Below are 22969 nucleotides of genomic sequence, written 5' to 3'. Positions count from 1 at the left end.
CCAACACCGACGTACAGCGGGGAGCGCTCGGGTCCGTGCCGCCCTACTCTGGAGGCATGGACCGGGAACAACGTGTCTGTCCCACCTGTGGGCAGCCAGTGCAGTCCGTCATCCGGCGACACAAGACGCTGGGCGCGTGGGTCCCGCGCTGGGTACCGGGCCCGTGTCACGACCCGCGCTGCGAGGCGTACGTGGAACCGGGCCCCCGGCACAAGGCCGCCGAGCACAAGGCCGCCGAGCACAAAGCCGCCGAGACCGAAGCCGCCGAGACCGAAGAGGAACCCGAACCCGAAGCCCCCGCCGCCCCGACCTCCTGACCTCACCGAGCGGAGACCGATGACCAGCCGAGTGACCTTGGTCTCACCGGCGATCACTTCGGCCCTGCGCGAGGCGCGGTTCGACGACGGCAGCTGCGAGGTGGACGCCGCCGGGGTGCGCCGGGCCCGGTCGGTCGCGGCCCTGCTGCCGGGCGCGGGCCGTTCGGCGGCCTCGCCCTCCACCCGGTGCCGGCAGACCGCCGAGGCGCTGGGCCTGCCCGCGCCCCAGGTACCCGCGCTCGCCGCTCTCGACGTGGGCCGCTGGCGCGGCCGGACCCTCACCGAGGTGACGGCCGCCGAGCCGGACGCGGTCGCGTCCTGGCTGGCGGACCCGGCCCATGCCCCGCACGGCGGGGAGACGGTGCGGGAGCTGTGCGACCGGGCCGGGGCCTGGCTGGAGGACACCGCCCGCACTCCGGGGCGGGTGACCGCCGTGGTGGAACCCGACGTCGTGCGAGCCCTGCTCGTGCGTGCGCTGGGCCTGCCGGAACCGGCCTTCTGGCGCCTCGACGTGCGTCCGCTGACCGCCGTGGACCTGAGCGGCCGGGCGGGACGGTGGAACCTGCGGGTGGGCGCGCCGCTGGGAGAGGGGCCGTAAGCGGCCCGGCGCTCAGTGGTCGGACGTCGGTCCGGTGGCCCGGGAAGCGGCTCGTGGCAGCCCGCCCGTCTCCGTGTCGCGCCCGGTCAGGCAGTACAGGCCGCCGGTCGGGTCACGCATCACCGTCCAGTGCGGTCGGCGGGCGACGAGGACCGCGCCGAGCTCCTCGTGCCGGGCGCGTACGGCGTCGATGTCCGGGCCGCAGGCCAGGTCGGGATGGGCGCGGACAGCGCTCTCCGTGTCGAGCCGCTGGAGCAGGATACGGATCGGCAGCCCCGGTGGCGGCTCGACTATGTGGAACTCGGGCCGGGAGCCCGGCCTGCCCGACCAGTCGGGCAACAGGCGGCTCCAGAAGGCCACTTCGGCCTCGTACGCCGACGGCGGGGTGTCCATGCACACCTGGTCCAGGCGGCTGCCGGCCACCACGGGCGGCCGCACGGACTCCCCGTGCCACGGCACCGCGCAGAACAACTGTCCGGCGGGGGAGCGCAGTACGGCCCAGCCGTCGTGCGCGGCGGCCGTCTCCGCGCCCAGTTCCCGTGCCGACGCGACGAAACCGGGCACATCCTGCACGGAGAGGTCGAGATGCGCGCCGCCCTCGCCGTCCGTGACCGCCTGCGCCTTCACACAGGCGTCGGCGTCGGCGCCCTTCGGCAGCAGGGTGACGAACTCCCCGTCCTCGCCCCTGGGGGCGGAGAGGGACGTGTCCGTGACGGCGGTCCAGAAGTCGCAGGCCCGCGCGAAGCTCGGGGTGGGCCGGTCGACGAAGACGTGGGCCCAGCGGACCGGTCCGCTCATCCGGTCCGCTCCATGAACCGCAGCATGTTCCCCGCCGGGTCACGGAACGCGCAGTCGCGCACCCCGTAGGGCTGGTCCGTCGGCTCCTGGAGCACCTCGACGCCGGCCTCCTGCACCCGCGCGTGCAGCGCGTCGCAGTCCGCGGTGGTGAAGATGACCCCGCGCAGCACGCCCTTGGCGAGCAGCCGGGCCATCGCCTCCCGGTCGGCGGGGGAGAAGTCCGGGTTCGCGCCCGGCGGCTCCAGTACGAGGTTCACGTCCGGCTGGAGCGGCGAACCGACGGTCACCCAGCGCATCCCCTCGAAGGAGACGTCGTTGCGGACTTCGAGACCGAGCACCTCGACGTAGAAGTGCAGGGCCTTGTCGTGGTCGTCGACGGCGACGAAACACTGGTGGAGTTTGAGGTCCATGGCGTCCAGCCTAGGTGTGCCTGCCGCGCAGCGGACGGGTGTACGTCCGGGCCACACAGGACGGGATCACCGCGCCGGCCTCGTGCGACCGCGCCCGGTACGCGCTCGGGGTCTCGCCGACCAGTTCGGTGAAGCGGGAGCTGAACGAGCCGAGCGAGGTGCAGCCGACCGCCATGCAGACCTCCGTCACGGTCAGGTCGCCGCGGCGCAGGAGGGTCTTGGCGCGCTCGATCCGCCGGGTCATGAGGTAGCCGTAGGGCGTCTCGCCGTAGGCCTCGCGGAAGCTGCGCTGGAAGTGGCCCGGGGACATCAGCGCGGTGCTCGCGAGCGCCGCGACATCGAGTGGCTCCGCGTACTCACGGTCCATCCGGTCACGTGCCTGCCGCAGCCGTTTCAGGTCCTCGAGGGTCACGGGGCCAGCATCGCACGGAGGGCGGCATCCGGGCGGGGGAGAAAAGGAGACCGCACCCGGGCCGTCGGGGTCGCCGTGTTCGGCGGCCCGCGGACCGGGTGCGGACAGGTGGGCGTCGCGACCTGCGCCGGCGCAGGTCGGACGGCCCGGGACGAACTTCAGGCCTTGATCAGGCCTTCTTGGTCTCCCAGAAGATCTTGTCGATCTCGGCGATGAGCTCCAGGGCCTTCTCGCCGGTCTTCGGGTCCGTCGAGGCCTTGGCGGCCGACAGGGCCTTCAGGGTGTCGTTGACCAGCTGGTGCAGCTGGGGGTACTTCTCGAAGTGCGGCGGCTTGAAGTAGTCGCTCCACAGCACGGAGACGTGGTGCTTCGCGAGCTCGGCACGCTGCTCCTTGATGACGGTGGCGCGCGCCTGGAAGTGCGGGTCGTCGTTGGCGGCCATCTTTTCCTGGACGGCCTTCACCGACTCCGCCTCGATGCGGGCCTGGGCCGGGTCGTACACACCGCAGGGCAGGTCGCAGTGTGCGCTGACCTTGACCTTGGGGGCAAACAGGCGGGAAAGCATGGAGCGTTCCTTCCTCGTGATCGTCTTCTCAGGTGGGACATTACTCCCTGGGAGACGGCTTTTCGCGAGTGCCCCCATGGGCTTAGGACAAAAGTCCGGGGTCAGACTGAGACTGGTGGAGGAACAGACCGGGGAGGTGCCGGCGATGCCGGAGCTGTCGCAGGAGACCGAGCGCGCGAGAGCGGCCGCGCTCTTCGGACTGGCCGAGGTGACCGGCCCGTCCATGGTGCCCACGCTGTACCAGGGGGACCGGCTGGTGGTGCAGTACGGCGCCCGGGTCCGGGTCGGTGACGTGATCGTGCTGCGGCATCCGTTCCAGCAGGACCTGCTCGTCGTCAAACGGGCCGCGGAGCGTCGTGAGGGCGGGTGGTGGGTCCGTGGGGACAACACCTACGCCGGTGGCGACAGCACCGACTACGGGACCGTGCCCGACGAGCTGATCCTGGGCAAGGTGCGGCTGCGCTACCGCCCGCTGAAGCCCGGTCAGCGTTCGCCGCTGGCGGTGGTGCGCTGGGCGCTGTCGGCGGCCAGGCCGGTGCTGGCCGTCCGGTCCGCCTCCAGGCGCTTGCGGGCGCGGTAGGCGGCCACGTTGGCACGAGTGGCGCAGCGGTCGGAGCAGTAGCGCCGGGAGCGGTTGGTCGAGGTGTCGAGGTAGGCGTTGCGGCAGGGGCCGGCCTCGCACAGGCCCAGGCGGTCGACGCCGTACTCGGTGAGATGGAACGCCAGGCCCATGGCCGCGATGGCCGCGTAGCCCGCCGTCGCGTTCGACGGGTGGTCGGCCAGGTGCATGTGCCACAGCGGGCGGCCGTCGTCGTCGCGGAAGTCGTGGCCGGAGATCTGCGGGCTCACCGGGAACTCCAGCAGGAGCGAGTTCAGCAGGTCCACCGCGAGGGTCTCGTCGCCGCCGTCGGCCGCCTCGAAGACCGCGCGCAGGCGGGCCCGGACCGAGCGGAACCGGGTGACGTCCGCGTCGGTGGCCCGACGGCCCGCCGACTGGTTGCCGCCGAAGAGGGCGCGGACCGCCTCGACCGAGGTCAGCGCGTCCTTGCCCCGGGCCGGTTCCTCGCTGTTGACGAGGCGCACGGCGTAGTCCGAGTAATAGGCCAGTTCCACTTGTAGTCCTTACGGTGGCGCTCTATGGTCGGGGTGCGGGCGGGGGTAACAGCCGTTCGTGCTTCCAGGGTATTACGTGACGAACGCGGCGGAGGGTTGCGATGACGGACGCGCAGACGACCACGACCGGTGCCATGAACGGTGTCACGACGGGTGCCACGACCGGCGCCGACTGGGCTGCCTGGCAGCGGAGCTGGGACCGCCAGCAGGAGTGGTACATGCCCGACCGCGAGGAACGCTTCCGGATCATGCTCGACATGGTCGAGGGGCTCGTCGGGCCCGCCCCGCGCGTCCTCGACCTCGCCTGCGGCACCGGCACCATCACCGCCCGGCTGCTCGCCCGCCTCCCCGACGCCACCAGCACCGGCGTCGACCTCGACCCGGCGCTCCTCGCCATCGCCGAGGGCACCTTCGACGGCGACGACCGCGTCACCCTCGTCACGGCGGACCTCAAGGACCCGGACTGGCCGGCCCGGCTGCCGTACGACACGTACGACGCCGTCCTGACCGCCACGGCCCTGCACTGGCTGCACAGCGAACCCCTCGCTGCCCTCTACGGTCAGGTCGCGGAACTCGTCCGCGACGGCGGTGTCTTCATGAACGCGGACCACATGATCGACGACACGACGCCCCGGATCAACGCGGCGGAGCGCGCACAGCGCCACACCCGCATGGATCAGGCCAGAACCGAAGGGGTACTCGACTGGGCCGAGTGGTGGCAGCTCGCCGCCAAGGACCCCGTCCTCGCCGGGCCGACCGCCCGCCGCTTCGAGATCTACGGCGAGCACGCCGACGGCGACATGCCCTCCGCCTCCTGGCACGCTCGCGTGCTGCTCGAACAGGGCTTCAGCGAGGCTCGGCCCGTGTGGTCGTCACCCTCCGACACTCTGTTGCTGGCGTTGAAGTGACCGCGTCACCGTACCGACGGGATCCGGCCAGCCGGCACTGATCCGTCCCGAACGGCGGAAAGGGGCGGTACGGGAATCCCGTACCGCCCCTTCTCGTCCGCCGTGCCGCTACAGCACCTTGGACAGGAACGCCTGCGTCCGCTCGTGCTGCGGGTTGGTCAGGACGTCGCGCGGGTTGCCGGACTCCACGACCACGCCGCCGTCCATGAAGACCAGGCTGTCGCCCACCTCGCGGGCGAAGCCCATCTCGTGGGTGACGACGACCATCGTCATGCCGGACTCGGCCAGGTCGCGCATGACGTCGAGGACGTCACCGACCAGCTCCGGGTCGAGCGCCGAGGTCGGCTCGTCGAACAGCATCAGCTTCGGGTCCATCGCCAGGGCCCGGGCGATGGCGACGCGCTGCTGCTGGCCGCCGGAGAGCTGCGAGGGGTAGGCCCCGGCCTTGTCGGCGAGGCCGACGCGGTCCAGGAGCTCCTTCGCGCGCTCTTTCGCCTTGGCCTTGCTGATGCCCTTGACCTGGACCGGGGCCTCGATGACGTTGTCCGCCGCCGTCATGTGCGGGAACAGGTTGAACCGCTGGAACACCATGCCGATGTCCCGGCGCTTCAGCGCGACCTCGCTGTCCTTGAGCTCGTACAGCTTGTCGCCCTTCTGGCGGTAGCCGACCAGCTCGCCGTCGACGTACAGCCGCCCGGCGTTGATCTTCTCCAGGTGGTTGATGCACCGCAGGAAGGTCGACTTGCCGGAGCCGGAGGGGCCGATGAGGCAGAACACCTCGCCGTTCTTGACCTCCAGGTCGATGCCCTTGAGGACCTCGACCGCGCCGAAGGACTTGTGAACGCCCTCGGCCTTCACCATCGCGGTCATGACGCACTCCTTTCGCGGCCGATCGAGAGCAGGTTCGCCCGGATCTTCTGGAAGACCGTGGGCGGGAGGCTGTGGCTCGAACCGCGGGCGTAGTACCGCTCCAGGTAGTACTGGAAGACGCTGAAGACGCTGGTCATGACCAGGTACCAGATGGAGGCGACGAACAGCAGCTCCATCACGGCGAACGACGAGGAGCCGATCACCGAGGTCGAGCGGAGCAGTTCGTTGTACGTCACCACGTACACCAGCGACGAGGTCTTCAGCATGTTGATGAACTCGTTGCCGGTCGGCGGCACGATCACCCGCATCGCCTGCGGGATGACGATCCGGCGCAGCGTCTTGGCGTGGCTCATGCCGAGCGCGTGCGAGGCCTCGGTCTGTCCCTCGTCCACGGCCAGCAGGCCGGCCCGGCAGATCTCCGCCATGTACGCGGCCTCGTTCAGACCCAGTCCGAGCAGGGCGCACATGAACGGCGTCATGACGTCCGTCATCTCGTCCTTGTAGATCGGACCGAGGTTCAGGACGGGGAAGATCAGCGCCAGGTTGAACCACATCAGCAGCTGCACATACACCGGGGTGCCGCGGAAGAACCAGATGTACAGCCAGGCGACCGTGCTGGTCACCGGGTTCTTCGACAGCCGCATCACGGCCAGCAGAACGCCCAGGACCACGCCCAGCACCATGGACAGGACGCTGATCAGCAGGGTGCGTCCGGCGCCCGCGATGACGGTCGAGTTGAACAGCTGGTCGCCGACCGTGTCCCACTGGATGTCGCCGTTCGCGAAGGCGTTGACCAGCAGCGCCAGGAGCGCGATGACGATCACGGCGCTGATCCAGCGGCCGTAGTGGCGCACCGGGATGGCCTTGATGGCCTCCGGCGGGCCGGAGAACGCCGAGTCCTTGGCCACCGGCGGGGTGTCCTCGGGTGGTGCGCCGCCCGCGGAGGACTTGTCGAGCTTGTCAGTCATGGGGACTGCCCTTCGAAGACTTCAAGAGGTGCGGGTGGATCACTTGCCGCCGTTGATCGCGGAGGCCTTGATCGCGCCGCTCTCGGCGCCCCACTTCTCCAGCACCTTCTGGTAGGAGCCGTCCTTGATGATCGCGTCGACGGCCTCCTTCAGGGCGTCACGCAGCTGGGTGTTCTTCTTGTTGACGACGATGCCGAACGGAGCGGCCTCGTACTGCTTGTCGAGGACCTCGAAGGTGTTGCCGTCGCCCGCCTTGCGGGCCATGTCCACGGCGACCGGGTAGTCGTTGACGCCGGCCACGGCGCCGCCGGACTTCACCCGGGTCTGGGCCTCGGTGTCGTTCTCGAAGGACTCGATCTTGAGGGCCTTCTTGCCGCCCTCGGTGCACGTCTTGGACTGCGCCTGGAGGGCCTCTTCGTAGGTGGTGCCCCGCTGCACGGCGACCGTCTGACCACAGAGGTCGTCGATCGTCTTGATGCCCTTGGGGTTGCCCTTCTGGACGTAGATGGCCGTGCCGGCGGTGAAGTAGTCGACGAAGTCGACGCCCGTGCCGAGCTTCTTGCCGCTGTCGTCCAGGCCTTCCTGGCGCTGCTTGTTGTCCGTGATCGACGACATGGCCACGTCGTAGCGGCCGGTGTTGACCGAGGTGATCAGGGTGTCGAAGCCGCCCGAGGTGAACTGGAAGTCGACGCCGAGCTGCTTGCCGAGCGCGGCGGCGATGTCGGGGTCGACGCCCACGATCTTGCCGCCCTCGACGGACTCCATCGGGGCGTACTCGGCGTTGGTGCCGACCTTGATGACACCCGCCTTCTGGATGTCGGCCGGGAGCTTCGAGAAGAGGGGGGCCTTGTCGGAGCCGCTCGACGACTCGGAGGTGCTGCTGCCGCCCTCGGTCTGGTCGCCGCAGGCGGTGAGCAGCAAGGCGCCCGCGACCGCGAGGGATCCGACCGCTGCCAGGCGGGTGCGCGCGGCGGTCGTGCGACGGGTGGAGCTTGCGGTCATGGTGGATTCCTCCGGCGGATGGATGGAGATGCCGATGGGTCGACAAATGCCGATGGGTCGACGAGAACACACACCTTCGGGTGTCGCGACCTCGTGTGATTACCGGCATCTTGCCATTCGGACTACGCCATTCAGGGGGCCAGCCATGTCAAAATCGGATAACGGGCGACCCCCGAACCGCATCACTCCGGTACATCACGACCGGACGGAGCCGGACCATCTGCGGGAATCCCCCGTTCCGGCCGAAAGATCTTCGGTTGATCTCATGCTGTGGTCGCCCGGCGCGCGCGCCGTTTCGTCGACTCGAGCCCGTGTCAAGGGTTCGCGGCAGCTTGGCGAGACTTCGCGCATGAGTCATGTCACTCAAGGTGACCTCTGTCCAAGGTCCACAGAGTGAGCCATGTGACCTTGCACGGAATGGACTCGTCGGCTGTGGTCTCCGTCCGGTAAGAAGGATTTTTACACCCCTCATCCGGGGCTCAGGGCGCGTGTGCGGCGCGCCCGACGCGCAGGCGCCCGTACGCATCACCTCTGGGGCCAGCGCGATGCCCGCCCACTTCTCAATCAGGAGTGGCCACCCTCAAACCATGCAGACCTAAGGGGTAAGACACAGTGGCAGCGGAGATCGTCAATCCTCGCAGCGAGAGCGCCGACCGAACGGGCCAGGAGGGCGGTGCGGAGCCCCTCGACTCGTTCGACCCGGTGTTCGCGCTGCACCGCGGCGGAAAGATGGCCGTGCAGGCCACCGTCCCGGTTCGCGACAAGGACGACCTGTCCCTCGCCTACACGCCCGGCGTCGCTCGCGTGTGCACCGCGATCGCCGAGCGGCCGGAGCTGGTGAACGACTACACGTGGAAGTCGTCCGTCGTCGCCGTCGTCACCGACGGCACGGCCGTGCTCGGGCTCGGCGACATCGGCCCGGAGGCCTCCCTCCCGGTCATGGAAGGCAAGGCGATTCTGTTCAAGCAGTTCGGCGGTGTGGACGCGGTTCCGATCGCGCTCGCCTGCACGGACGTGGACGAGATCATCGAGACCGTGGTGCGCCTCGCGCCCTCGTTCGGCGGTGTGAACCTGGAGGACATCTCGGCGCCGCGCTGCTTCGAGATCGAGCGCAGGCTCCAGGACGCCCTCGACATCCCGGTCTTCCACGACGACCAGCACGGCACGGCGATCGTGACGCTGGCGGCGCTGCGCAACGCCGCGCGGCTGAGCGGCCGGGGCATCGGCGAGCTGCGCGCGGTCATCTCGGGCGCCGGCGCGGCCGGTGTCGCCATCGCCAAGATGCTGGTGGAGGCCGGCATCGGGGACGTCGCGGTCACCGACCGCAAGGGCATCGTCTCGGCGGACCGCGAGGACCTCACCGACGTCAAGCGCGAGCTGGCCGGGTTCACCAACAAGGCCGGGCTGAGCGGGTCGCTGGAGGTCGCGCTGGCCGGCGCCGACGTCTTCATCGGCGTCTCCGGCGGGACGGTCCCGGAGGAGGCGGTGGCCTCGATGGCGAAGGGCGCGTTCGTCTTCGCGATGGCCAACCCGACGCCCGAGGTGCACCCGGACGTCGCCCACAAGTACGCGGCCGTCGTCGCGACCGGGCGGTCGGACTTCCCGAACCAGATCAACAACGTGCTGGCGTTCCCGGGGATCTTCGCGGGCGCGCTTCAGGTGCGGGCGTCGCGGATCACCGAGGGCATGAAGATCGCGGCGGCCGAGGCGCTGGCGGGGGTCGTCGGTGACGATCTCGCCGCCGACTACGTGATTCCGTCGCCGTTCGACGAGCGGGTTGCTCCCGCGGTGACTGCGGCGGTTGCTGCGGCTGCTCGGGCCGAAGGGGTTGCGCGTCGCTGACGTGTGTGTGGGTGGCCCCGTCGATTTCGGCGGGGCCACTTCTTTGCCCACCCACCCGCCCGATCGGGTGATGACGGGGGCGCCGTCCCCCGGGGGCTGCCGCCCCCGTACCCCCGCTTCGGCCCTGAACGGGCCTCGTCCTCAGTCGCCGGACGGGCTGGAAATATCCGACCGGCGCTGGATTAGGTGATGACGAGGGCGCCGTCCCAGGGGGCTGCCGCCCCCGTACCCCCGCTTCGGCCCTGAACGGGCCTCGTCCTCGATCGCCGGACGGGCTGGAAATACCCGACCGGCGCTTGATCAGGTGGCCTCGTCCTCAATTGCCGGACGGGCTGGAAACACCCGAGCGACGCTCGATCGGTGCCGTGGGGCCGGGCCCGGGGTGGGGTGGATGCGCAAGAGGGTATGTCTCACAGTGGCGTCCGGTTTCGCTTGTCGGCGTCGGACCCTATCGTCGGCTGCATGTTCGCCGTCTACGCCGCCCGAATCGACCGCGACCAGCCGCTTTCCGGCCTGGAGTTGGGGGAGCGCCCGGCCCCCGAGGCCCGGCCGGGCTGGAGCACCGTCCATGTCAGGGCCGCCTCCCTCAACCATCACGATCTCTGGTCGCTCCGGGGTGTCGGACTCCCCGAGGGCCGGCTGCCGATGATCCTCGGCTGCGACGCCGCCGGCGTCGACGAGGACGGCAACGAGGTCGTCCTGCACTCCGTCATCGGCCAGACCGGGCACGGTGTCGGGCCCGACGAGCCTCGTTCCATCCTCACCGAGAGGTACCAGGGCACCTTCGCCGAGCAGGTCGCCGTGCCGACCTGGAACATCCTGCCCAAGCCCAAGGAGCTCTCCTTCGAGGAGGCCGCCTGTCTGCCCACGGCCTGGCTGACGGCGTACCGGATGCTCTTCACCAACGCGGGCGTACGGCCCGGTGACTCCGTTCTCGTCCAGGGCGCCGGCGGCGGTGTCGCCACGGCGGCCATCGTGCTGGGCCGGGCGGCCGGACTGCGGGTCTTCGCCACCAGCAGGGACGAGGCCAAGCGGAAGCGGGCCCTGGAGCTCGGTGCCGTCGAGGCGGTGGAGCCCGGCGCGCGGCTGCCGCAGCGGGTGGACGCCGTCATCGAGACCGTCGGCGCGGCCACCTGGTCGCACTCGGTGAAGTCCCTGCGGCCCGGCGGCACGCTCGTCATCTCCGGCGCCACCAGCGGGGACCGGCCCTCGCACGCCGAGCTGACCCGGATCTTCTTCCTGGAGCTGAAGGTCGTCGGCTCCACCATGGGCACCAAGGACGAACTGGAGGACCTGCTCTCCTTCTGTGCCGCCACCGGTGTGCGCCCCGTCATCGACGAGGTGCTGCCGCTCGACCGAGCCCGCGAGGGCTTCGAGCGGCTCGCGTCCGGCGACCAGTTCGGCAAGATCGTGCTCACCAACGGCTGATCTGTTGTGAGGCGGGTCCGGGGTTCCGGGCCCGCCTTTTGCGTGCCGTTCACCGCTTGTGTCAACTGTGGTTGACATGCCTCTCGTGTCAACGTACGTTGACAGCATGACCGAAGCAACGGATCTCGCCGAGCGCGCAGGAGACCGCGATCCACGGGTCGGACTGCGCGCCGTCGCCGCACTGCGCCGGCTGCTGGAGCAGTTGGAGGCGGTGCAGGTGCGCAGTGCGCGCAACCAGGGCTGGTCGTGGCAGGAGATCGCCGCGGAGCTCGGAGTCAGCAGGCAGGCCGTGCACAAGAAGTACGGGAGGCATTGATGTTCGAGCGGTTCACGAAGGACGCCCGTGCAGTGGTCGAGGGTGCGGTGGGGCACGCCGAGCGGGAGGGGGCGGCGCGGGTCGAGGAGACCCATGTGCTGCTGTCCCTGCTCGACCGCGAGGGCAGCCGCGGTTCCTTCGCGCTGGCCTCGCTGGGTCTGCCGCCCGGTGGGCGGGCGGGGCTGGTGCGGGACCTGGACGAGACGCGCCGCCGCGGCGGACTCTCCCGGGCCGACGCGGACGCCCTGTCCGGGCTGGGCATCGACCTGTCGGAGATCGTGTCCCGGGTCGAGGAGACACACGGCGAAGGAGCACTGGCCGCCGCCGGCCGGGGCGGTCTGTTCGGCGGGTGGTCCGGCCGGCGGGCGTTCAGCCGCGGGGCCAAGGACCTGCTCACCGGCACCCTGCGCGTCGTCATAGCCCAGGGTGAGCGGCACATCGGCGACGAGCATCTGCTGCTGGCCCTCACCACCCGCCGGGGCGTCCCCTCGGAGATCCTTGCCGACCACGGCGTCACCTACGCGTCCCTCACCCGGGTGCTGTACGGCGCCGGCCGAGGAGGCGAGCCCGGGACCGCGACCGAGGCCAAGGCCGGCTGAGCGAGCCTGCCTGCCTGTCCGGCTCCCTGTCTCCCTGTCTCTCTGGCTCCCTGTCTGCCTGCCTGCACGTCTGCTTGCCTGTCCGGCGGTCGTCGGTCTGCGGTGGGTCGGCCGGGGGCGTCAGGGTTTCGGCGCTCGCAGGATCACCCCGATGTGTGCCGCCGCCGTGGACAGGTGGCGGCGCGCTTCGCGGAGCTGCTCTCCGGTGACGCCGTGGTCGCGGGCCGCGTCACGGATGTCGTCCCGGAAGCGGTCGAGCAGGCGGTCCAGGTCGCGGGCCGGTTCGCCGCCGGTGTCCTCGTGGGCCCAGGCCGGTTCGTACTCGGCGGGGAAGTCCTCCGGGGTGCGGGAGTATTCGGCGGCGCGGGAGGCGTCCGCGGCGCGGGACTTCTCCGTGGTGCGGGAGTCGTCCGCGGGGCGGGAGTCCTCCGGATGCGTGGTCGCCGTCGAGCCCGCCGTGGTCGTCGTGGAGCCCGTCGTACCCGTGCGGCCGAAGCCGAAGTCCCTGCCGTACTCCCTGCCGAAGTCCCCGAACTCCTTGGCGAGTTCCGTCAGGCCCTCGCGGACGCCGGTCGGCCAGTCGCCCCGGGTGAAGTGGTCCTGGACCTGCTCCTGGACCCGGCGGGCGATGCGCTGCACCTCTTCCTGGGCCTGGGTGCGGGCCCGCTCCTGTGCCTCCTTGGCCTGGCGGCGGGCCCGCTGGGCCTCCTCGCGGGCGCGGCGGCTCTCGTCCTTGGCCCGGCGGGCCTGCTCCTTCCACTCCTGCTTGACGCGGCGCATCTCCTCCTTGGCGGCGCGCCACGACTCCTTGTCGCCGTACTCCCCGTACTCACCCTGTTCGCCGGGCTCCGTGGCGCCCGCCCCGGTGCCCTGGCGTGCCTCGGTGGCGGCCGCCCGCATCTCGCGCCGCAGATCGCCCGCCGCCCCGCGTACGTCGGCCCGGATCTCGGCGGCCAGCTCGGCGACCGACTCGCGGATCTCCAGCTCAAGGTCGGCCAGTTCGCCGCTGCGGTCCGCCAGTTCGGCCCGGCCGGCGTCGGTGATGGCGTAGACCTTGCGGCCGCCCTCGGTGGTGTGGGTGACCAGGCCCTCGGTCTCCAGCTTGGCCAGCCGGGGGTAGACCGTGCCCGCCGACGGCGCGTAGAGCCCCTGGAAGCGTTCTTCGAGGAGGCGGATCACCTCGTAGCCGTGCCGCGGCGCTTCGTCCAGCAGCTTCAGCAGGTAGAGGCGGAGACGGCCGTGGGCGAAGACGGGAGGCATGTCAGAGCACCTTCTTGTCGGTCGTGCTGTCGGCCGGGTCGCCGGAGGAGCTCTCGCCGCCCGGGCCGGAAACGGCATTGTCCCCCGAGTCGATGGGCCGGTTCGAGCGCGCTTCACCCTCCGGACCGGCCGCCGGAACCGCGGTCGGGGCCGAGGTCGGTTCCGCTGCCGCCGTTGGTGCCGGTGCCTGCTTCGGTGTGCCGGTCGCCGTCGCCGTCTTCGTCTCCCGCTCCTCCCGTTCCTCCCGCTCGTCAGGCCGGGCGTCGTCCGCCGCGTAGTCCGCCGAGTCTTCCGTCGGGGGCCTGCGCAGCAGGGCGATCGAGCCGGAGATCGTCGTCGCCTTCAGGCTGCCGTTGCCCGCGCCCAGGCGGCCGGTGATGCGCTTGGCACCCCACTGGCCGCTGACCCGGAGGTCCTCGAAGGCGTTGGAGACCGAGCCGCTCGCGGTGTTCGCCTCCACCCGCGCGTCCGCCGGATGGGGCAGCCGGATGGCGATCTCGCCCGAGACGCTGGTCAGGTCGATGGTCGTGGGGCGGCTCGTCGGATCGAGGTCGACGATCATCGACCCGCTCACGGAGTCGGCCTTCACGGAGGAGCCGGCCTCCACCATCGTCAGATCGCCGGACACGGAGTTGAAGTGCAGGTCGCCGGTGAGGGCCTGGGCCTCCACGCTTCCGGAGACGGTGTCCGTGCGCACCGGGCCCGCGAGCCCCACCAGGGTCGTGTCGCCGTTGACCCCCTTCACCTCGGCCCGGCCCTCGATGCCGGAGACCACCGCGCCGGCGCTGACCACGCCCACCTCCACGCGGGTGCCGGCCGGTACGGCCAACGAGACCACGGCGCTGCGCCGCCAGCCCTTGCGGTCGAGCCACTTGAGGAAGCCCTTCCAGGGGAGGTCCTCGTACGCCACCGTCAGGTTCCCGTCGCGATGGCTCACCACCAGGGGCGGTCCCTCGATCCGTGAGATCTCCAGGCGGGCGGGGCCCTCGTCGGTGCCCACGATGTTCACGGTGCCGTCGACGATGCGCACGCGCAGTTCGCTCACGGGCTCGTCGAAAGAGAGCTTCCTCGGCTCGGCGACGGACCACTCGGACATGGTGCGGACCTCCTCCACGACAGCGACACGACACGCCATATCGCGTCTCCCGTCAAACACGATATATCGCGGTGGGGGAAAGTCAAGACACCCGTTCCGGTGATCACTTCCGCACACGCAAAAGGGGCGCCCCAGGGCGCCCCTCCACGCGAATCGCCGCCGACCGGCCGCCGGCCTGCCGTCGACCGGACTACTCGTCGTCCTCGTCGTCCAGCCGTGCCAGCCAGGTCGCCAGCCGCTCCACCGGCACCTCGAAGTCCGGATTCAGGTCGACGAACGTCCGCAGCTGCTCGGCGAGCCACTCGAAGGTGACTTCCTCCTCGCCGCGCCGCTTCTCGAGTTCCTCGATTCCGCGATCGGTGAAGTACATGGATCGTGCTCCGTGGGTCGGTCGCAGGGATAGGGATCCCCCCTCGGGGGAAGGACCCTTGTTCCTGCGAGGGGAGGAAGAGATCCGCTCTCCGATGGGGAGGGGACAGGAAAAGGATAGGCGCAGGGGGACGGCGTCCCGCGGGCCGCCGGGGCCCTCGCGCGGTCGGAACCCCGTGGCGGGCCCGCGCACCGACGGGCGGGGCCGGGGGGACTGGGGACAGCGGGGGAGTGTCATGAGTGCTGAGGACGTGACGCGGGTGGCGCGCATCGCGCTGCCGGACGGGACGCCCGTCTGGGCCCGGATCTCGGGGGCGGGGGAGCTGTCGGCGCCGTCCGGGCGGCTGTCGTACAGCGACACCGGCTTCGCCGAGCGGGTGGAGGCGAGCGTGGAGAGCCTGCACGCGCTCGTCACCGGGGTCGCGCGGTCGCTGGCGGAACCGCTGCGCGCGGTGCGGCCGGACGAGGTCAGCGTCGAGTTCGGCATCGAGCTGACCGCCAAGGCCGGGAAGGTCGTGGGTCTGCTCGCCGACGGGGAGGCCAAGGCCGGCATCACGGTCACCCTCACCTGGAACAGCGGGCCACCGGACATCGACGCACCACCTCCCGAACGCTCCGGCACGCGCGCCCGCGCGCGGGACGGCTCGCCGTCCGACGAGGACGGGGTCCGGCACGCGGGCGCGTCTCCCGGCGCGCCGATGCACGGGGGCGCCGACGGCCGTGCGGGCGGGGGCGCGGAATGACGGGCGGGCACGCCCCGGGCGCATCGAACGCGTTCGATGCGGCCCGTCGTGCACTGCGTGGACTCGTCGTGGCGGCGACCGTGCGCATTCATCGCCCGGTCGTCGGGTATGCCCTGGAGGAGCCCGGCACGTTCCTCGGGAGCGGCTTCTTCGTCGCCCCGAACTGGGTTCTGACCTGCGCACATGTGGCTTGCGGCGGGGAGGGGGGCGAGGTCGCGGTGGTGTACGAGACGGCGCCGGGGCGGGGCACCTCCGCCGCCCCCGGCCGCGTGGTGGCGACCCTTCCCGACCGGGCCGACGGTGCCGGGCGGCTCCTGCCCGCGGGCAACTGGCCCGCCCCGGACCTCGCCCTGGTCCAGCTGACCGAGCCCGTCGACGACCACGAGTGCGTGTACGTCTCCGAACGTCCGGCGGCCTATTACGGCGAGGGCCGGGTGCTGTACGCCGGCTGGACCGAGAACGAGGGCCGCTTACAGGTCCTGGACGGCACGCTCACCGTGCAGGGCACCATCGGTGGCTGGTCCTCGGACGTGCAGATGCGGCTGGGCGACAACGACCTGCCGTACGGCGTCTCGGGCGGCCCGGTGATCGACCCCGAGCGCGGCGAGGTGATCGGCGTGCTGAAGGCGCGCTCGGACCACCGGCCCGGCGGCACGTCCACGGGGATCGAGCAGTTGCGCACCCTGCGGGTCCCCGCGGAGGCGGTGGCCGAGCACAGCGACCTCTACCAGGCGGTCTTCCACGCCCACGACCGCTACCACCGCGACCGCCAGCGCCACCCGGCCTCCCGGCGGCAGACCTGGACCGACGTCCAGGGCAGGCTCGGCGCGCGGCCGGGCCGCACTCTCAGCCCGGACGAGCGGATCCAGCTGCTGGGCCGGCTCGCCGAACTCCCGCCGCCCGAGAGCACCCGCGGCCTGCTGGACATCCTCGACTCCCTCCCCGACTTCCAGGCCCTCACCCCGCTGCCCGCGCCGCGCGGCTGGCGCGACGGCCTCGGAGCGCTGTACGAGAGCGCGAGCGACGACGGGGCGCTGGAACTCGTCCTCGACTACGCGATGCGCGCGATGTCCGCTCCGCGCCCGTTCGTCGTGCCGAGCACCCCGGACGCCGAGAAGGCCCTGTGGGTCTGGGTGTGGCAGGCCGCGCAGCGGCTCGGCGCCCGCTACCGGTCCGGTCTCGCCGAGCAGCGCATCGAGCGGCTGCGCCGACGGGACGAGGCGGAGCGCGACGCCCCCGACACGGTCTCCGGCGGCATCCACCCGACGGACGGGCCCGGCGGGCGCAGGGGGCGCCGGCGTGGTGGGCCCGACGCACGCGCGCGTGCTCGTTCCGTCGGCAGTGTGGCCCGGCCCTCCGCCCTGCTCGAACTGGTGCGCCGGGGCTGGGAGCCGGACCGCTGCGACTGGTCGGTCTCCGTGGCCTCGCCCGGCGGTGAGGCGGTCCGGCTGCACGAGGCCGAGCGCACTTTGCTGACCGACCTGCCCACGCACCTCGCCGGCCCGCTGGGGGAGGCCTTCCGGCACTGCGACGAGCCCGGCAGGCCGGCGCTCCTCCAGGTGGCGCTGCCGCACGCGCTGCTCGGCCTGGAGGTCGACAACTGGCAACTCGCGACGGGAGAGGCGCCGTTGGGGGCGCTGCGGCCGGTCGTCGTGCGCTGCTCCGACCGCGACCGGCTGCCCGACGAGGCGTTCGGCGCGTACGGCGGCGGAGAACCGGACGACAGGGGCGAAGCCGATGGTGCCGGCGGTGGCGACGGTGCCGGCGGCGTCGAAGGCGCCGACGACCTGGACTACCTCGACGACCTGGACGCGGAGCGCCGGGCCCGCTGGCGCTGGCTGCACGCGCATCGCGCCAGGGCCGAAGTCCTGGACTGCGACGAGGGGTTGCGCAAACCCGTACCGACCGTGGAGCAGTTGCGCGCCCTGGCGCACGGCACCGTCCCGGTGCTCTGCCGCTACGGCGACCTCCGTTACGAGGACGACGCGGAGGCGCTCGCCCGGATCGTGCTCGGCGGTTACGGCGTGGCCCTGTGGCGCCGGCGGCGCGGCCGGGCCGACGCCGTCTGCGGGGAGTTCCACCGCGGCACGATCGACGGCATCGCCGAACCGCCCACGGCGCAGCACCTGCCCGAGGCCGTGCACGAGCTCCGGATGCGGCTGCGCGCGGGCCGCACGGAGTCGTTCTGGGCCGACGGCGTCGCCCTGCTGTACGACGATCCCCACCAGCCGCTGCCCGGCACTGGAGACCTGCTGGAGGCCCCTTGAACCCACCCGCCCGCGGGGCCGGTCGGCCCCTTACCAGGCACCTCCAGGATGGATAACGTGATGCACGTTCGGACGGCCGCGGCGGTGGACGAGTGACGAGGACCGGATCATGACCGAATCCAGTGAGTGGCTCATCTACCGAGGCGCCGGCGAACCGCACGACGGCATCGAGCGGCTGCCCGACCCGCCTCCCTGGCGGGACTTCACGAGCCGGGACGCGGCCGGCTCCGGCGACGGGTCGCAGGACCGCAGGCTCGGCGCCCACCGGCACCTGGCGGAACTGCACCGGCCGGGCGCCGAGGAGCTGGAGATGATCAACGCGGCGCTCTATCTGCGCCGCCCCCTGCTCGTCACGGGCAGTCCCGGCGCGGGCAAGAGCACGCTCGCCCACTCGGTGGCGTACGAACTCGGCCTCGGCAACGTGCTGCGCTGGTCGATCGTCAGCCGTTCCGCGCTCCAGGACGGGCTGTACCACTACGACGCGATCGCCCGGCTCCAGGACGTGCAGATCGCCGCGCAGGGCGGGTTCGGGTCGGCGGCGGGCTCGCCGGGCGCGGTCGAGGGCATCGGCAGCTACATCCGGCTGGGACCGCTCGGCACCGCGCTGCTGCCCTCCGACACCCCGCGCGTGCTGCTCATCGACGAGCTGGACAAGAGCGACATCGACCTGCCCAACGATCTGCTGAACGTGCTGGAGGAGGGCGAGTTCGCCATTCCCGAGCTGGAGCGCATCGCCGACCGGCTGCCGGACGGCGAGGCGGAGGTGCTGACCGCCGACGGGGTGAAGGTCCGGGTGCGGGACGGCCGCGTACGCTGCCGCGCCTTCCCGTTCGTCGTGCTCACCAGCAACGGGGAGCGCGACTTCCCGGCCCCGCTGATGCGCCGGTGCATCCACCTGGAGCTGGGGCGCCCCGACCACAACCGGCTCGCCACCTTCGTCCGCGCGCATCTCGGCGACGAGGCGGCGCGCGCGGGGGACGACCTGATCACGCGGTTCCTGGAGCGGTCGCGCAGTGAACTCCTCGCGGCGGACCAGTTGCTGAACGCGATCTACCTCACCGACGCGGCCGCGCCGCCCAGTCGGGACCGCCTGGCCGACCTGCTCATCCAGCGACTCGACCGCCCGAGGTGAGGGCCTGATGCCCGACGCAGCGGCCCGCCACGGTCCCGTCCCGCCCGACGGCCGCCGTCCCGGCCCCCCGGGTGCCGTCCCGGCCGGAGGCGGCTCCGTCGAGCCCGGCGGTGCCTCGTCTCCCGTGGCGCGCGGCGGTGATCCGCTCGCCGAACTCGTCGCGCGGTTGCGTGACGTCGGACTGGACCCAGACGTGCCGCAACTGTGCGACGCGCTCTGGCTGGCGCGCTGGACCCGGCCGGTCGAGGCCGCCGACCAGGAGGACCCGCCCGCCGGAACCGGTGGCCGGCCCACGCCCCGGCCCGACGGCGGACGTGGCCCGGACGGGGACGGACGGCCGCGCGGGGACCGCCCCGAACGGCCGGAGCCGTCGCCGCAGGACGTGGGGGCCGACGGGCGGGTGAGCCTGTACCCGGTCCCGCAGGACGGGGTGGAGCGGACCCGCGGCGCGGGACGGGCCGCCGCGCTGCCGGTGGGCGTACCCGCTGCCCCCGTGCTGCCCGCCCCGCTCGAACTCCAGCGCGCATTAAGGCGGTTGCAGCGCTACCGCAGTCCCGCGCCGCCGCTGCGCATGCGGCTCGACGAGACGGCGACGGCGGAGCGCAGCGCGCAGGCGGGCGGCCTGATCCTGCCCGTGTACCGGGCCGTCACCCGGGGCGACGCCCGGCTCCAACTGGTCCTGGACGCCTCGTCCTCGATGCGCGTGTGGGACAGGCTGTTCATCGAACTTCAGCAGGTTTTCGGCCAGTTGGGCGCCTTCTCGGACATCCAGGTCAGTCATCTGCACCAGGGGCCGGACGGTGAGCCGGCCGTCAGCCGCAGCCCCGACGCCTACGCGGCGCCGCTGCACTCCGCGGACCGGCTCAGCGATCCCACCGGCCGCCGGATCGTCCTGCTGGTCAGCGACTGCGCGGGTCCCCTGTGGCACAGCGGCCACGCGCACCGGCTGCTGCACCACCTCTCCCGGCAGGGCCCGGTCGCCGTGCTCCAGCCGCTGCCGCAGCGCCTGTGGAACCGCACCCGACTGCCGGTGCTGTTCTGCGAGCTGAGCCGCGGCGAGACGCTGGGCGGGGCGGCCGCACTGCGCGTACGGACCCCCGCGGGGACCCCGGCGGAGGCGCGCCGTGGAGCGCTGCCGGTGCCGGTGCTGCCGCCCGAGCCGGTGGCTCTGGGCGCCTGGGCCAGACTGCTGTCCGGGGCCGGCGCCGGGCCCGTCCCGGGGGCCGTGGGCTGGGTGCGCGCGGACCAGCCGGCCGCCCCGGCGGCCCGTGCCGACCGCCGGCGCACGCCGTTCGAACGGGTCAGCAGGTTCAGCTCCAGCGCCTCCCCGGCCGCCGGCCGGCTCGCCGTGTACCTGGCCGCCGCACCCCTGTGCCTGCCCGTGATGCAACTCGTCCAGCGCACGATGCTGCCCGACTCCGGGCCGGCCGAGCTCGCCGAGGTGCTGGTCGGCGGCCTGGTCACGCGCGCGTCGGAGGAGTACGCCGACGGCGGCGCCCAGTGGTACCGCATCGAGCCCGACGTGCGTGACGCCCTGCTGTCCCGGCTGGGCCGCGACGAGGCCATGCTGGTGCTCAAGCACTGCTCGGAGTACATCGAGCAGCGCTTCGGCAAGGGCGGCCCCAACTTTCCTGCCCTCGCCCTGGCCCAGCTCGGCGACGGCGGCGCGGGCCGCCCGTACACACCCACCACCCAGCGCACGGACAACGGCGACAACGGCGACAACGGCGATCACCGGGACAACACCGACCGCGCCGACCGCGCCGACCACGGGGACAACGGCGGCAACGGCGAGGAGGCCTCCGTGCCCCAGCCCTTCGCGGAGGTCGCCGCCCGCGTGCTGCGGCGGTTCATGCCGCTGCCCGAGCAGTTCGAGAGCCCCGGAATCCGGACCGGACCGGGCCAGCCCGCGGAACGGCCGACGCATCAGGCGGTCCGCAGGGCCCGCGCGCTGATCGAGCGCTTCGACAGCGAGGGCATGATCCAGGACGTCATCGACGCGGTGCAGCTGCTGCGCGGCGCCACCGAACGCGAGCGGACGGGCGCGGACCCCGAACTGTGGGCCGAGTACGCGCACTGCACCCTGCGGCTGTGGGAGGTGCAGGGTGGCGACGACCTCCTCCAGGAGGCCGAGGCGGCCGCGGAACGGGCGACCGCACACCCGCGCCGGCTGCACGAACGGGCCGTGCTGGCCCGGGTGCTGCACGCGGCCGCGACCGACCGCAGGCGGCGCGGCGACCGCACCGGCGCCCTGGACCTGCTGCGCCGCGCCGACCGCGAGTACGCCGTCGCCTGCGCCGCGCCCGGGCTCGACGAGAACCAGGCGCTGAAACTCACCCTGGAACGGGTGCGCGCCCTGGAGGCACAGTGGCGGCTCGGCGGGGACAGCGCGCTGCTCCAGGGCGCCGTCGGCATGCTGGAGGCCTTCGCCGACGTCTGGCCCGACCGGCGCCTGCGCCCGCCCGAACTCCCCCTGGAACACGGCAGGATCCTGCTGCGTCTGTCCGGCGCCACCGCCGATCCCGTCCAGGCCCGCCTCTACGCCGAACAGGGCGCTCAGTCGCTGCGCAACGCCCTGGACACCGGCACGGAGCCGTACACCGCCGAGTCGGCACGCGCGCGTGTGCGCATCCTGCTCGACCTGGTCGACGCGCTGCTCCAGGCGGGCGGCCCCCTGGACGACGCCCAGGCCCGGGTCGACGAGGCCCTCGCCCTGGTGCGCGAACAGGGCCGGCGCGCGTCGTTGCTGGCGCGGGCCGGCCGGATCGCCGTGGCCCGCTACGCCGAGTCGGGCGAACCGGCGGAGCTGGAGGTGGCAGCGGACCACTTCGCGCAGGCCGCCCAGCGGATGTCCCGCGACGCGCCCGCGCACGCCGACGTCCTCGCCGAGTGGGGCGAGGCCCTGCTGCGGCTCGCCGGGCTCCAGTCCGGGGTACGGGCGCAGGACGTGCTGTCCCGGGCGATCCGCGTGCTGCGGGACTGCCGGATGGAGACCGCGGCGGGCAGCCGCCAGGTCGCCCACCGGCTGCTGCTGCTCGGCCGCGCGCTGATGCTGCGCTACCGGGCCCGCGGGGACCGGGTCGACCTGCGCGAGGCCGAGCACCTTTTCGGCCTCGCGGCGGCGGAGGCGGGCGATCCGCTGCTGGCCGCCCGCTGCCGACTGGACCTCGGCCAGGTCCAGTTCGAGGCCTACCGCAGCCTGCGCCGCCCGGCCCGGCTCGACCTCGCGGTCGACGCCTTCCGCGACGCGGCGGAGGCGGCCCGGGAGGCGGAGGGGGTGGCCGAAACCGGTCGTCGGCGCCATGAGGCCGTCGAGTTGTGTGCGCAGGCGCATCACTGGCGGGGTATGTCCTACGAGGCGGCCGCCCGGCCGCGTGCCGCCCGCGAGGCCTACCGCCTGGCCCGCGCGGAGTGGTCGAGACTGCCGGAGGACTACCTGGGCACGGGCGAGCCGACGGCGGAACAGACGGCGCGGCGGCTGGCCGAGCTGGGCTGAACGCGGCGGTACGGGTCACGTCGGCACGAGAGGGGAACGAGATGGACAGCTCGGACCGCACGGACAGCAAGGACCGCACGGACAAGGACGGCACGGACAGTACGGACGGCACGGACGGCACGGACCGCGTGGAACCCACAACGGGAGACCTGTCGGCGCTGCCGGACCTGACGGAGCTGAGCCTGGCCGAGCTGGCGACGGTCCAGCACCCGCTGCTCCAGGAGGTGTTGGCGGATCTGCGCGAGCGGGCCAGGCGGCCGAGCGAGATGCTCTGGGGATGGGCCAACTCCTTCTGAACGCCCGCCCGGCCCACCACGGGGTGCTTCCCGCGCGCCACACCGGTTTCGGTCGTGTCGTCCACCGAATCGGCCAGCGTCACCCGCTCGGCGTTTGGACCGTCCCCCGGGACGGGAAGCGGTTCCCGTACGAGCCGTTTCGTGGCGCGGGCATACGACGGGGG

24 protein-coding genes are annotated in these 22969 nt (G+C 72.3%); 13 read left to right on the top strand and 11 right to left on the bottom strand.

The window, feature by feature from the left end:
• The first annotated feature begins 56 nt into the window (after positions 1-56).
• Positions 57-317: a hypothetical protein gene (locus OG933_RS15560; RefSeq protein WP_405627524.1), complete on the top strand. Its 261-nt coding sequence runs from the start codon at positions 57-59 to the stop codon at positions 315-317.
• Positions 318-336: 19 nt separating this feature from the next.
• The gene (locus tag OG933_RS15555; RefSeq protein ID WP_405627523.1) at positions 337-915 is read left to right on the top strand and encodes a histidine phosphatase family protein; all 579 of its coding nucleotides are present in this window, start codon (positions 337-339) and stop codon (positions 913-915) included.
• Between the two features lie 12 nt (positions 916-927).
• Here OG933_RS15555 and OG933_RS15550 read toward each other — a convergent pair whose 3' ends face one another.
• The 4 genes from OG933_RS15550 to sodN all read right to left on the bottom strand — a co-directional run bounded on the left by OG933_RS15550 (position 928) and on the right by sodN (position 3100).
• Positions 928-1713, bottom strand: a complete 786-nt coding sequence (locus OG933_RS15550) for a VOC family protein (protein ID WP_405627522.1) — start codon at positions 1711-1713, stop codon at positions 928-930.
• On the bottom strand, positions 1710-2123 hold the full coding sequence (locus OG933_RS15545) for a VOC family protein (protein ID WP_327185037.1): 414 nt from the start codon (positions 2121-2123) through the stop codon (positions 1710-1712). The genes OG933_RS15550 and OG933_RS15545 overlap by 4 nt, the downstream gene beginning before the upstream one ends.
• Positions 2124-2133: 10 nt before the next feature.
• The gene (locus OG933_RS15540) at positions 2134-2535 is read right to left on the bottom strand and encodes a helix-turn-helix transcriptional regulator (protein WP_362272595.1); all 402 of its coding nucleotides are present in this window, start codon (positions 2533-2535) and stop codon (positions 2134-2136) included.
• Between the two features lie 169 nt (positions 2536-2704).
• A complete protein-coding gene (gene sodN, locus OG933_RS15535; protein WP_020130742.1) occupies positions 2705-3100 on the bottom strand; it encodes a superoxide dismutase, Ni in 396 nt (131 codons plus the stop codon).
• Between the two features lie 145 nt (positions 3101-3245).
• Here sodN and sodX point away from each other — a divergent pair, with 145 nt between their 5' ends.
• A complete protein-coding gene (sodX, locus tag OG933_RS15530; protein ID WP_054243050.1) occupies positions 3246-3680 on the top strand; it encodes a nickel-type superoxide dismutase maturation protease in 435 nt (144 codons plus the stop codon).
• Here sodX and OG933_RS15525 read toward each other — a convergent pair.
• Positions 3584-4213 carry an ABATE domain-containing protein gene (locus OG933_RS15525; protein WP_054242787.1) on the bottom strand — a complete coding sequence of 210 codons (630 nt, stop codon included), beginning with the start codon at positions 4211-4213 and terminating at the stop codon, positions 3584-3586. The two genes, sodX and OG933_RS15525, sit on opposite strands and share 97 nt — an antisense overlap.
• Before the next feature lie 101 nt (positions 4214-4314).
• On the opposite strand from OG933_RS15525, the gene OG933_RS15520 reads away from it, so the two are divergent.
• A complete protein-coding gene (locus OG933_RS15520) occupies positions 4315-5121 on the top strand; it encodes a class I SAM-dependent methyltransferase (protein ID WP_405627521.1) in 807 nt (268 codons plus the stop codon).
• A gap of 108 nt (positions 5122-5229) precedes the next feature.
• Here the strand turns inward: OG933_RS15520 and OG933_RS15515 are convergent, their stop codons facing one another.
• From OG933_RS15515 to OG933_RS15505, 3 genes are read right to left on the bottom strand one after another with little or no spacing between them, the layout of a single operon-like run.
• Complete coding sequence (locus OG933_RS15515; RefSeq protein ID WP_020130738.1) at positions 5230-5991, bottom strand: amino acid ABC transporter ATP-binding protein; 762 nt, start codon at positions 5989-5991, stop codon at positions 5230-5232.
• Positions 5988-6959, bottom strand: a complete 972-nt coding sequence (locus OG933_RS15510; RefSeq protein WP_362530231.1) for an amino acid ABC transporter permease — start codon at positions 6957-6959, stop codon at positions 5988-5990. The genes OG933_RS15515 and OG933_RS15510 overlap by 4 nt, the downstream gene beginning before the upstream one ends.
• Positions 6960-6998: 39 nt before the next feature.
• Entirely contained in the window at positions 6999-7961 is a 963-nt protein-coding gene (locus tag OG933_RS15505) for an ABC transporter substrate-binding protein (RefSeq protein ID WP_362530228.1), read from the bottom strand.
• A gap of 612 nt (positions 7962-8573) precedes the next feature.
• Between OG933_RS15505 and OG933_RS15500 the strand changes: the two genes are divergently transcribed.
• The 4 genes from OG933_RS15500 to OG933_RS15485 all read left to right on the top strand — a co-directional run bounded on the left by OG933_RS15500 (position 8574) and on the right by OG933_RS15485 (position 12146).
• On the top strand, positions 8574-9803 hold the full coding sequence (locus OG933_RS15500) for an NADP-dependent malic enzyme (protein WP_020130735.1): 1230 nt from the start codon (positions 8574-8576) through the stop codon (positions 9801-9803).
• Positions 9804-10265: 462 nt separating this feature from the next.
• On the top strand, positions 10266-11231 hold the full coding sequence (locus OG933_RS15495; protein WP_355704048.1) for a zinc-binding dehydrogenase: 966 nt from the start codon (positions 10266-10268) through the stop codon (positions 11229-11231).
• Positions 11232-11337: 106 nt separating this feature from the next.
• Complete coding sequence (locus OG933_RS15490) at positions 11338-11547, top strand: helix-turn-helix domain-containing protein (protein ID WP_016437953.1); 210 nt, start codon at positions 11338-11340, stop codon at positions 11545-11547.
• A complete protein-coding gene (locus OG933_RS15485; RefSeq protein ID WP_405627519.1) occupies positions 11547-12146 on the top strand; it encodes a Clp protease N-terminal domain-containing protein in 600 nt (199 codons plus the stop codon). Before OG933_RS15490 ends, OG933_RS15485 begins: the two co-directional genes overlap by 1 nt.
• 120 nt (positions 12147-12266) lie before the next feature.
• On the opposite strand, the gene OG933_RS15480 is transcribed toward OG933_RS15485, so the two are convergent.
• The 3 genes from OG933_RS15480 to OG933_RS15470 all read right to left on the bottom strand — a co-directional run bounded on the left by OG933_RS15480 (position 12267) and on the right by OG933_RS15470 (position 14872).
• A complete protein-coding gene (locus OG933_RS15480) occupies positions 12267-13406 on the bottom strand; it encodes a helix-turn-helix transcriptional regulator (protein WP_362526055.1) in 1140 nt (379 codons plus the stop codon).
• A gap of 1 nt (position 13407) precedes the next feature.
• Entirely contained in the window at positions 13408-14502 is a 1095-nt protein-coding gene (locus OG933_RS15475; protein WP_405627517.1) for a DUF4097 family beta strand repeat-containing protein, read from the bottom strand.
• 190 nt (positions 14503-14692) lie between these two features.
• Positions 14693-14872 carry a DUF6104 family protein gene (locus tag OG933_RS15470; protein ID WP_003992906.1) on the bottom strand — a complete coding sequence of 60 codons (180 nt, stop codon included), beginning with the start codon at positions 14870-14872 and terminating at the stop codon, positions 14693-14695.
• Positions 14873-15107: 235 nt separating this feature from the next.
• On the opposite strand from OG933_RS15470, the gene OG933_RS15465 reads away from it, so the two are divergent.
• The 5 genes from OG933_RS15465 to fxsA all read left to right on the top strand — a co-directional run bounded on the left by OG933_RS15465 (position 15108) and on the right by fxsA (position 22805).
• The gene (locus OG933_RS15465) at positions 15108-15614 is read left to right on the top strand and encodes a CU044_2847 family protein (RefSeq protein WP_405627515.1); all 507 of its coding nucleotides are present in this window, start codon (positions 15108-15110) and stop codon (positions 15612-15614) included.
• An 80-nt stretch (positions 15615-15694) separates the two neighbouring features.
• The gene (locus tag OG933_RS15460; protein ID WP_405627513.1) at positions 15695-17881 is read left to right on the top strand and encodes a trypsin-like peptidase domain-containing protein; all 2187 of its coding nucleotides are present in this window, start codon (positions 15695-15697) and stop codon (positions 17879-17881) included.
• A gap of 109 nt (positions 17882-17990) precedes the next feature.
• Positions 17991-19013, top strand: a complete 1023-nt coding sequence (locus OG933_RS15455) for a MoxR family ATPase (protein WP_020130728.1) — start codon at positions 17991-17993, stop codon at positions 19011-19013.
• Positions 19014-19020: 7 nt separating this feature from the next.
• The gene (locus OG933_RS15450) at positions 19021-22509 is read left to right on the top strand and encodes an SAV_2336 N-terminal domain-related protein (RefSeq protein WP_405627512.1); all 3489 of its coding nucleotides are present in this window, start codon (positions 19021-19023) and stop codon (positions 22507-22509) included.
• 41 nt (positions 22510-22550) lie between these two features.
• The gene (gene fxsA, locus OG933_RS15445; RefSeq protein ID WP_405627511.1) at positions 22551-22805 is read left to right on the top strand and encodes an FxSxx-COOH cyclophane-containing RiPP peptide; all 255 of its coding nucleotides are present in this window, start codon (positions 22551-22553) and stop codon (positions 22803-22805) included.
• Positions 22806-22969: the final 164 nt, after the last annotated feature.

The organism is Streptomyces sp. NBC_00016 (assembly GCF_045040885.1).
In the GTDB taxonomy this organism is placed as follows: Bacteria; Actinomycetota; Actinomycetes; order Streptomycetales; family Streptomycetaceae; genus Streptomyces; species Streptomyces coriariae.
Note: the sequence above shows the minus strand (reverse complement) of the source record. Positions and strands in the feature narration are given on the sequence as shown.

Excerpts from the sequence above, each read along its gene's own strand:
- OG933_RS15560 (WP_405627524.1), top strand. The coding sequence starts at position 57 with ATGGACCGGGAACAACGTGTCTGTCCCACCTGTGGGCAGCCAGTGCAG.
- OG933_RS15555 (WP_405627523.1), top strand. The coding sequence starts at position 337 with ATGACCAGCCGAGTGACCTTGGTCTCACCGGCGATCACTTCGGCCCTG.
- OG933_RS15550 (WP_405627522.1), bottom strand. The coding sequence starts at position 1,713 with ATGAGCGGACCGGTCCGCTGGGCCCACGTCTTCGTCGACCGGCCCACC.
- OG933_RS15545 (WP_327185037.1), bottom strand. The coding sequence starts at position 2,123 with ATGGACCTCAAACTCCACCAGTGTTTCGTCGCCGTCGACGACCACGAC.
- sodN (WP_020130742.1), bottom strand. The coding sequence starts at position 3,100 with ATGCTTTCCCGCCTGTTTGCCCCCAAGGTCAAGGTCAGCGCACACTGC.
- sodX (WP_054243050.1), top strand. The coding sequence starts at position 3,246 with ATGCCGGAGCTGTCGCAGGAGACCGAGCGCGCGAGAGCGGCCGCGCTC.
- OG933_RS15520 (WP_405627521.1), top strand. The coding sequence starts at position 4,315 with ATGACGGACGCGCAGACGACCACGACCGGTGCCATGAACGGTGTCACG.
- OG933_RS15515 (WP_020130738.1), bottom strand. The coding sequence starts at position 5,991 with ATGACCGCGATGGTGAAGGCCGAGGGCGTTCACAAGTCCTTCGGCGCG.
- OG933_RS15510 (WP_362530231.1), bottom strand. The coding sequence starts at position 6,959 with ATGACTGACAAGCTCGACAAGTCCTCCGCGGGCGGCGCACCACCCGAG.
- OG933_RS15505 (WP_362530228.1), bottom strand. The coding sequence starts at position 7,961 with ATGACCGCAAGCTCCACCCGTCGCACGACCGCCGCGCGCACCCGCCTG.
- OG933_RS15495 (WP_355704048.1), top strand. The coding sequence starts at position 10,266 with ATGTTCGCCGTCTACGCCGCCCGAATCGACCGCGACCAGCCGCTTTCC.
- OG933_RS15490 (WP_016437953.1), top strand. The coding sequence starts at position 11,338 with ATGACCGAAGCAACGGATCTCGCCGAGCGCGCAGGAGACCGCGATCCA.
- OG933_RS15485 (WP_405627519.1), top strand. The coding sequence starts at position 11,547 with ATGTTCGAGCGGTTCACGAAGGACGCCCGTGCAGTGGTCGAGGGTGCG.
- OG933_RS15480 (WP_362526055.1), bottom strand. The coding sequence starts at position 13,406 with ATGCCTCCCGTCTTCGCCCACGGCCGTCTCCGCCTCTACCTGCTGAAG.
- OG933_RS15475 (WP_405627517.1), bottom strand. The coding sequence starts at position 14,502 with ATGTCCGAGTGGTCCGTCGCCGAGCCGAGGAAGCTCTCTTTCGACGAG.
- OG933_RS15470 (WP_003992906.1), bottom strand. The coding sequence starts at position 14,872 with ATGTACTTCACCGATCGCGGAATCGAGGAACTCGAGAAGCGGCGCGGC.
- OG933_RS15465 (WP_405627515.1), top strand. The coding sequence starts at position 15,108 with ATGAGTGCTGAGGACGTGACGCGGGTGGCGCGCATCGCGCTGCCGGAC.
- OG933_RS15455 (WP_020130728.1), top strand. The coding sequence starts at position 17,991 with ATGACCGAATCCAGTGAGTGGCTCATCTACCGAGGCGCCGGCGAACCG.
- OG933_RS15450 (WP_405627512.1), top strand. The coding sequence starts at position 19,021 with ATGCCCGACGCAGCGGCCCGCCACGGTCCCGTCCCGCCCGACGGCCGC.
- fxsA (WP_405627511.1), top strand. The coding sequence starts at position 22,551 with ATGGACAGCTCGGACCGCACGGACAGCAAGGACCGCACGGACAAGGAC.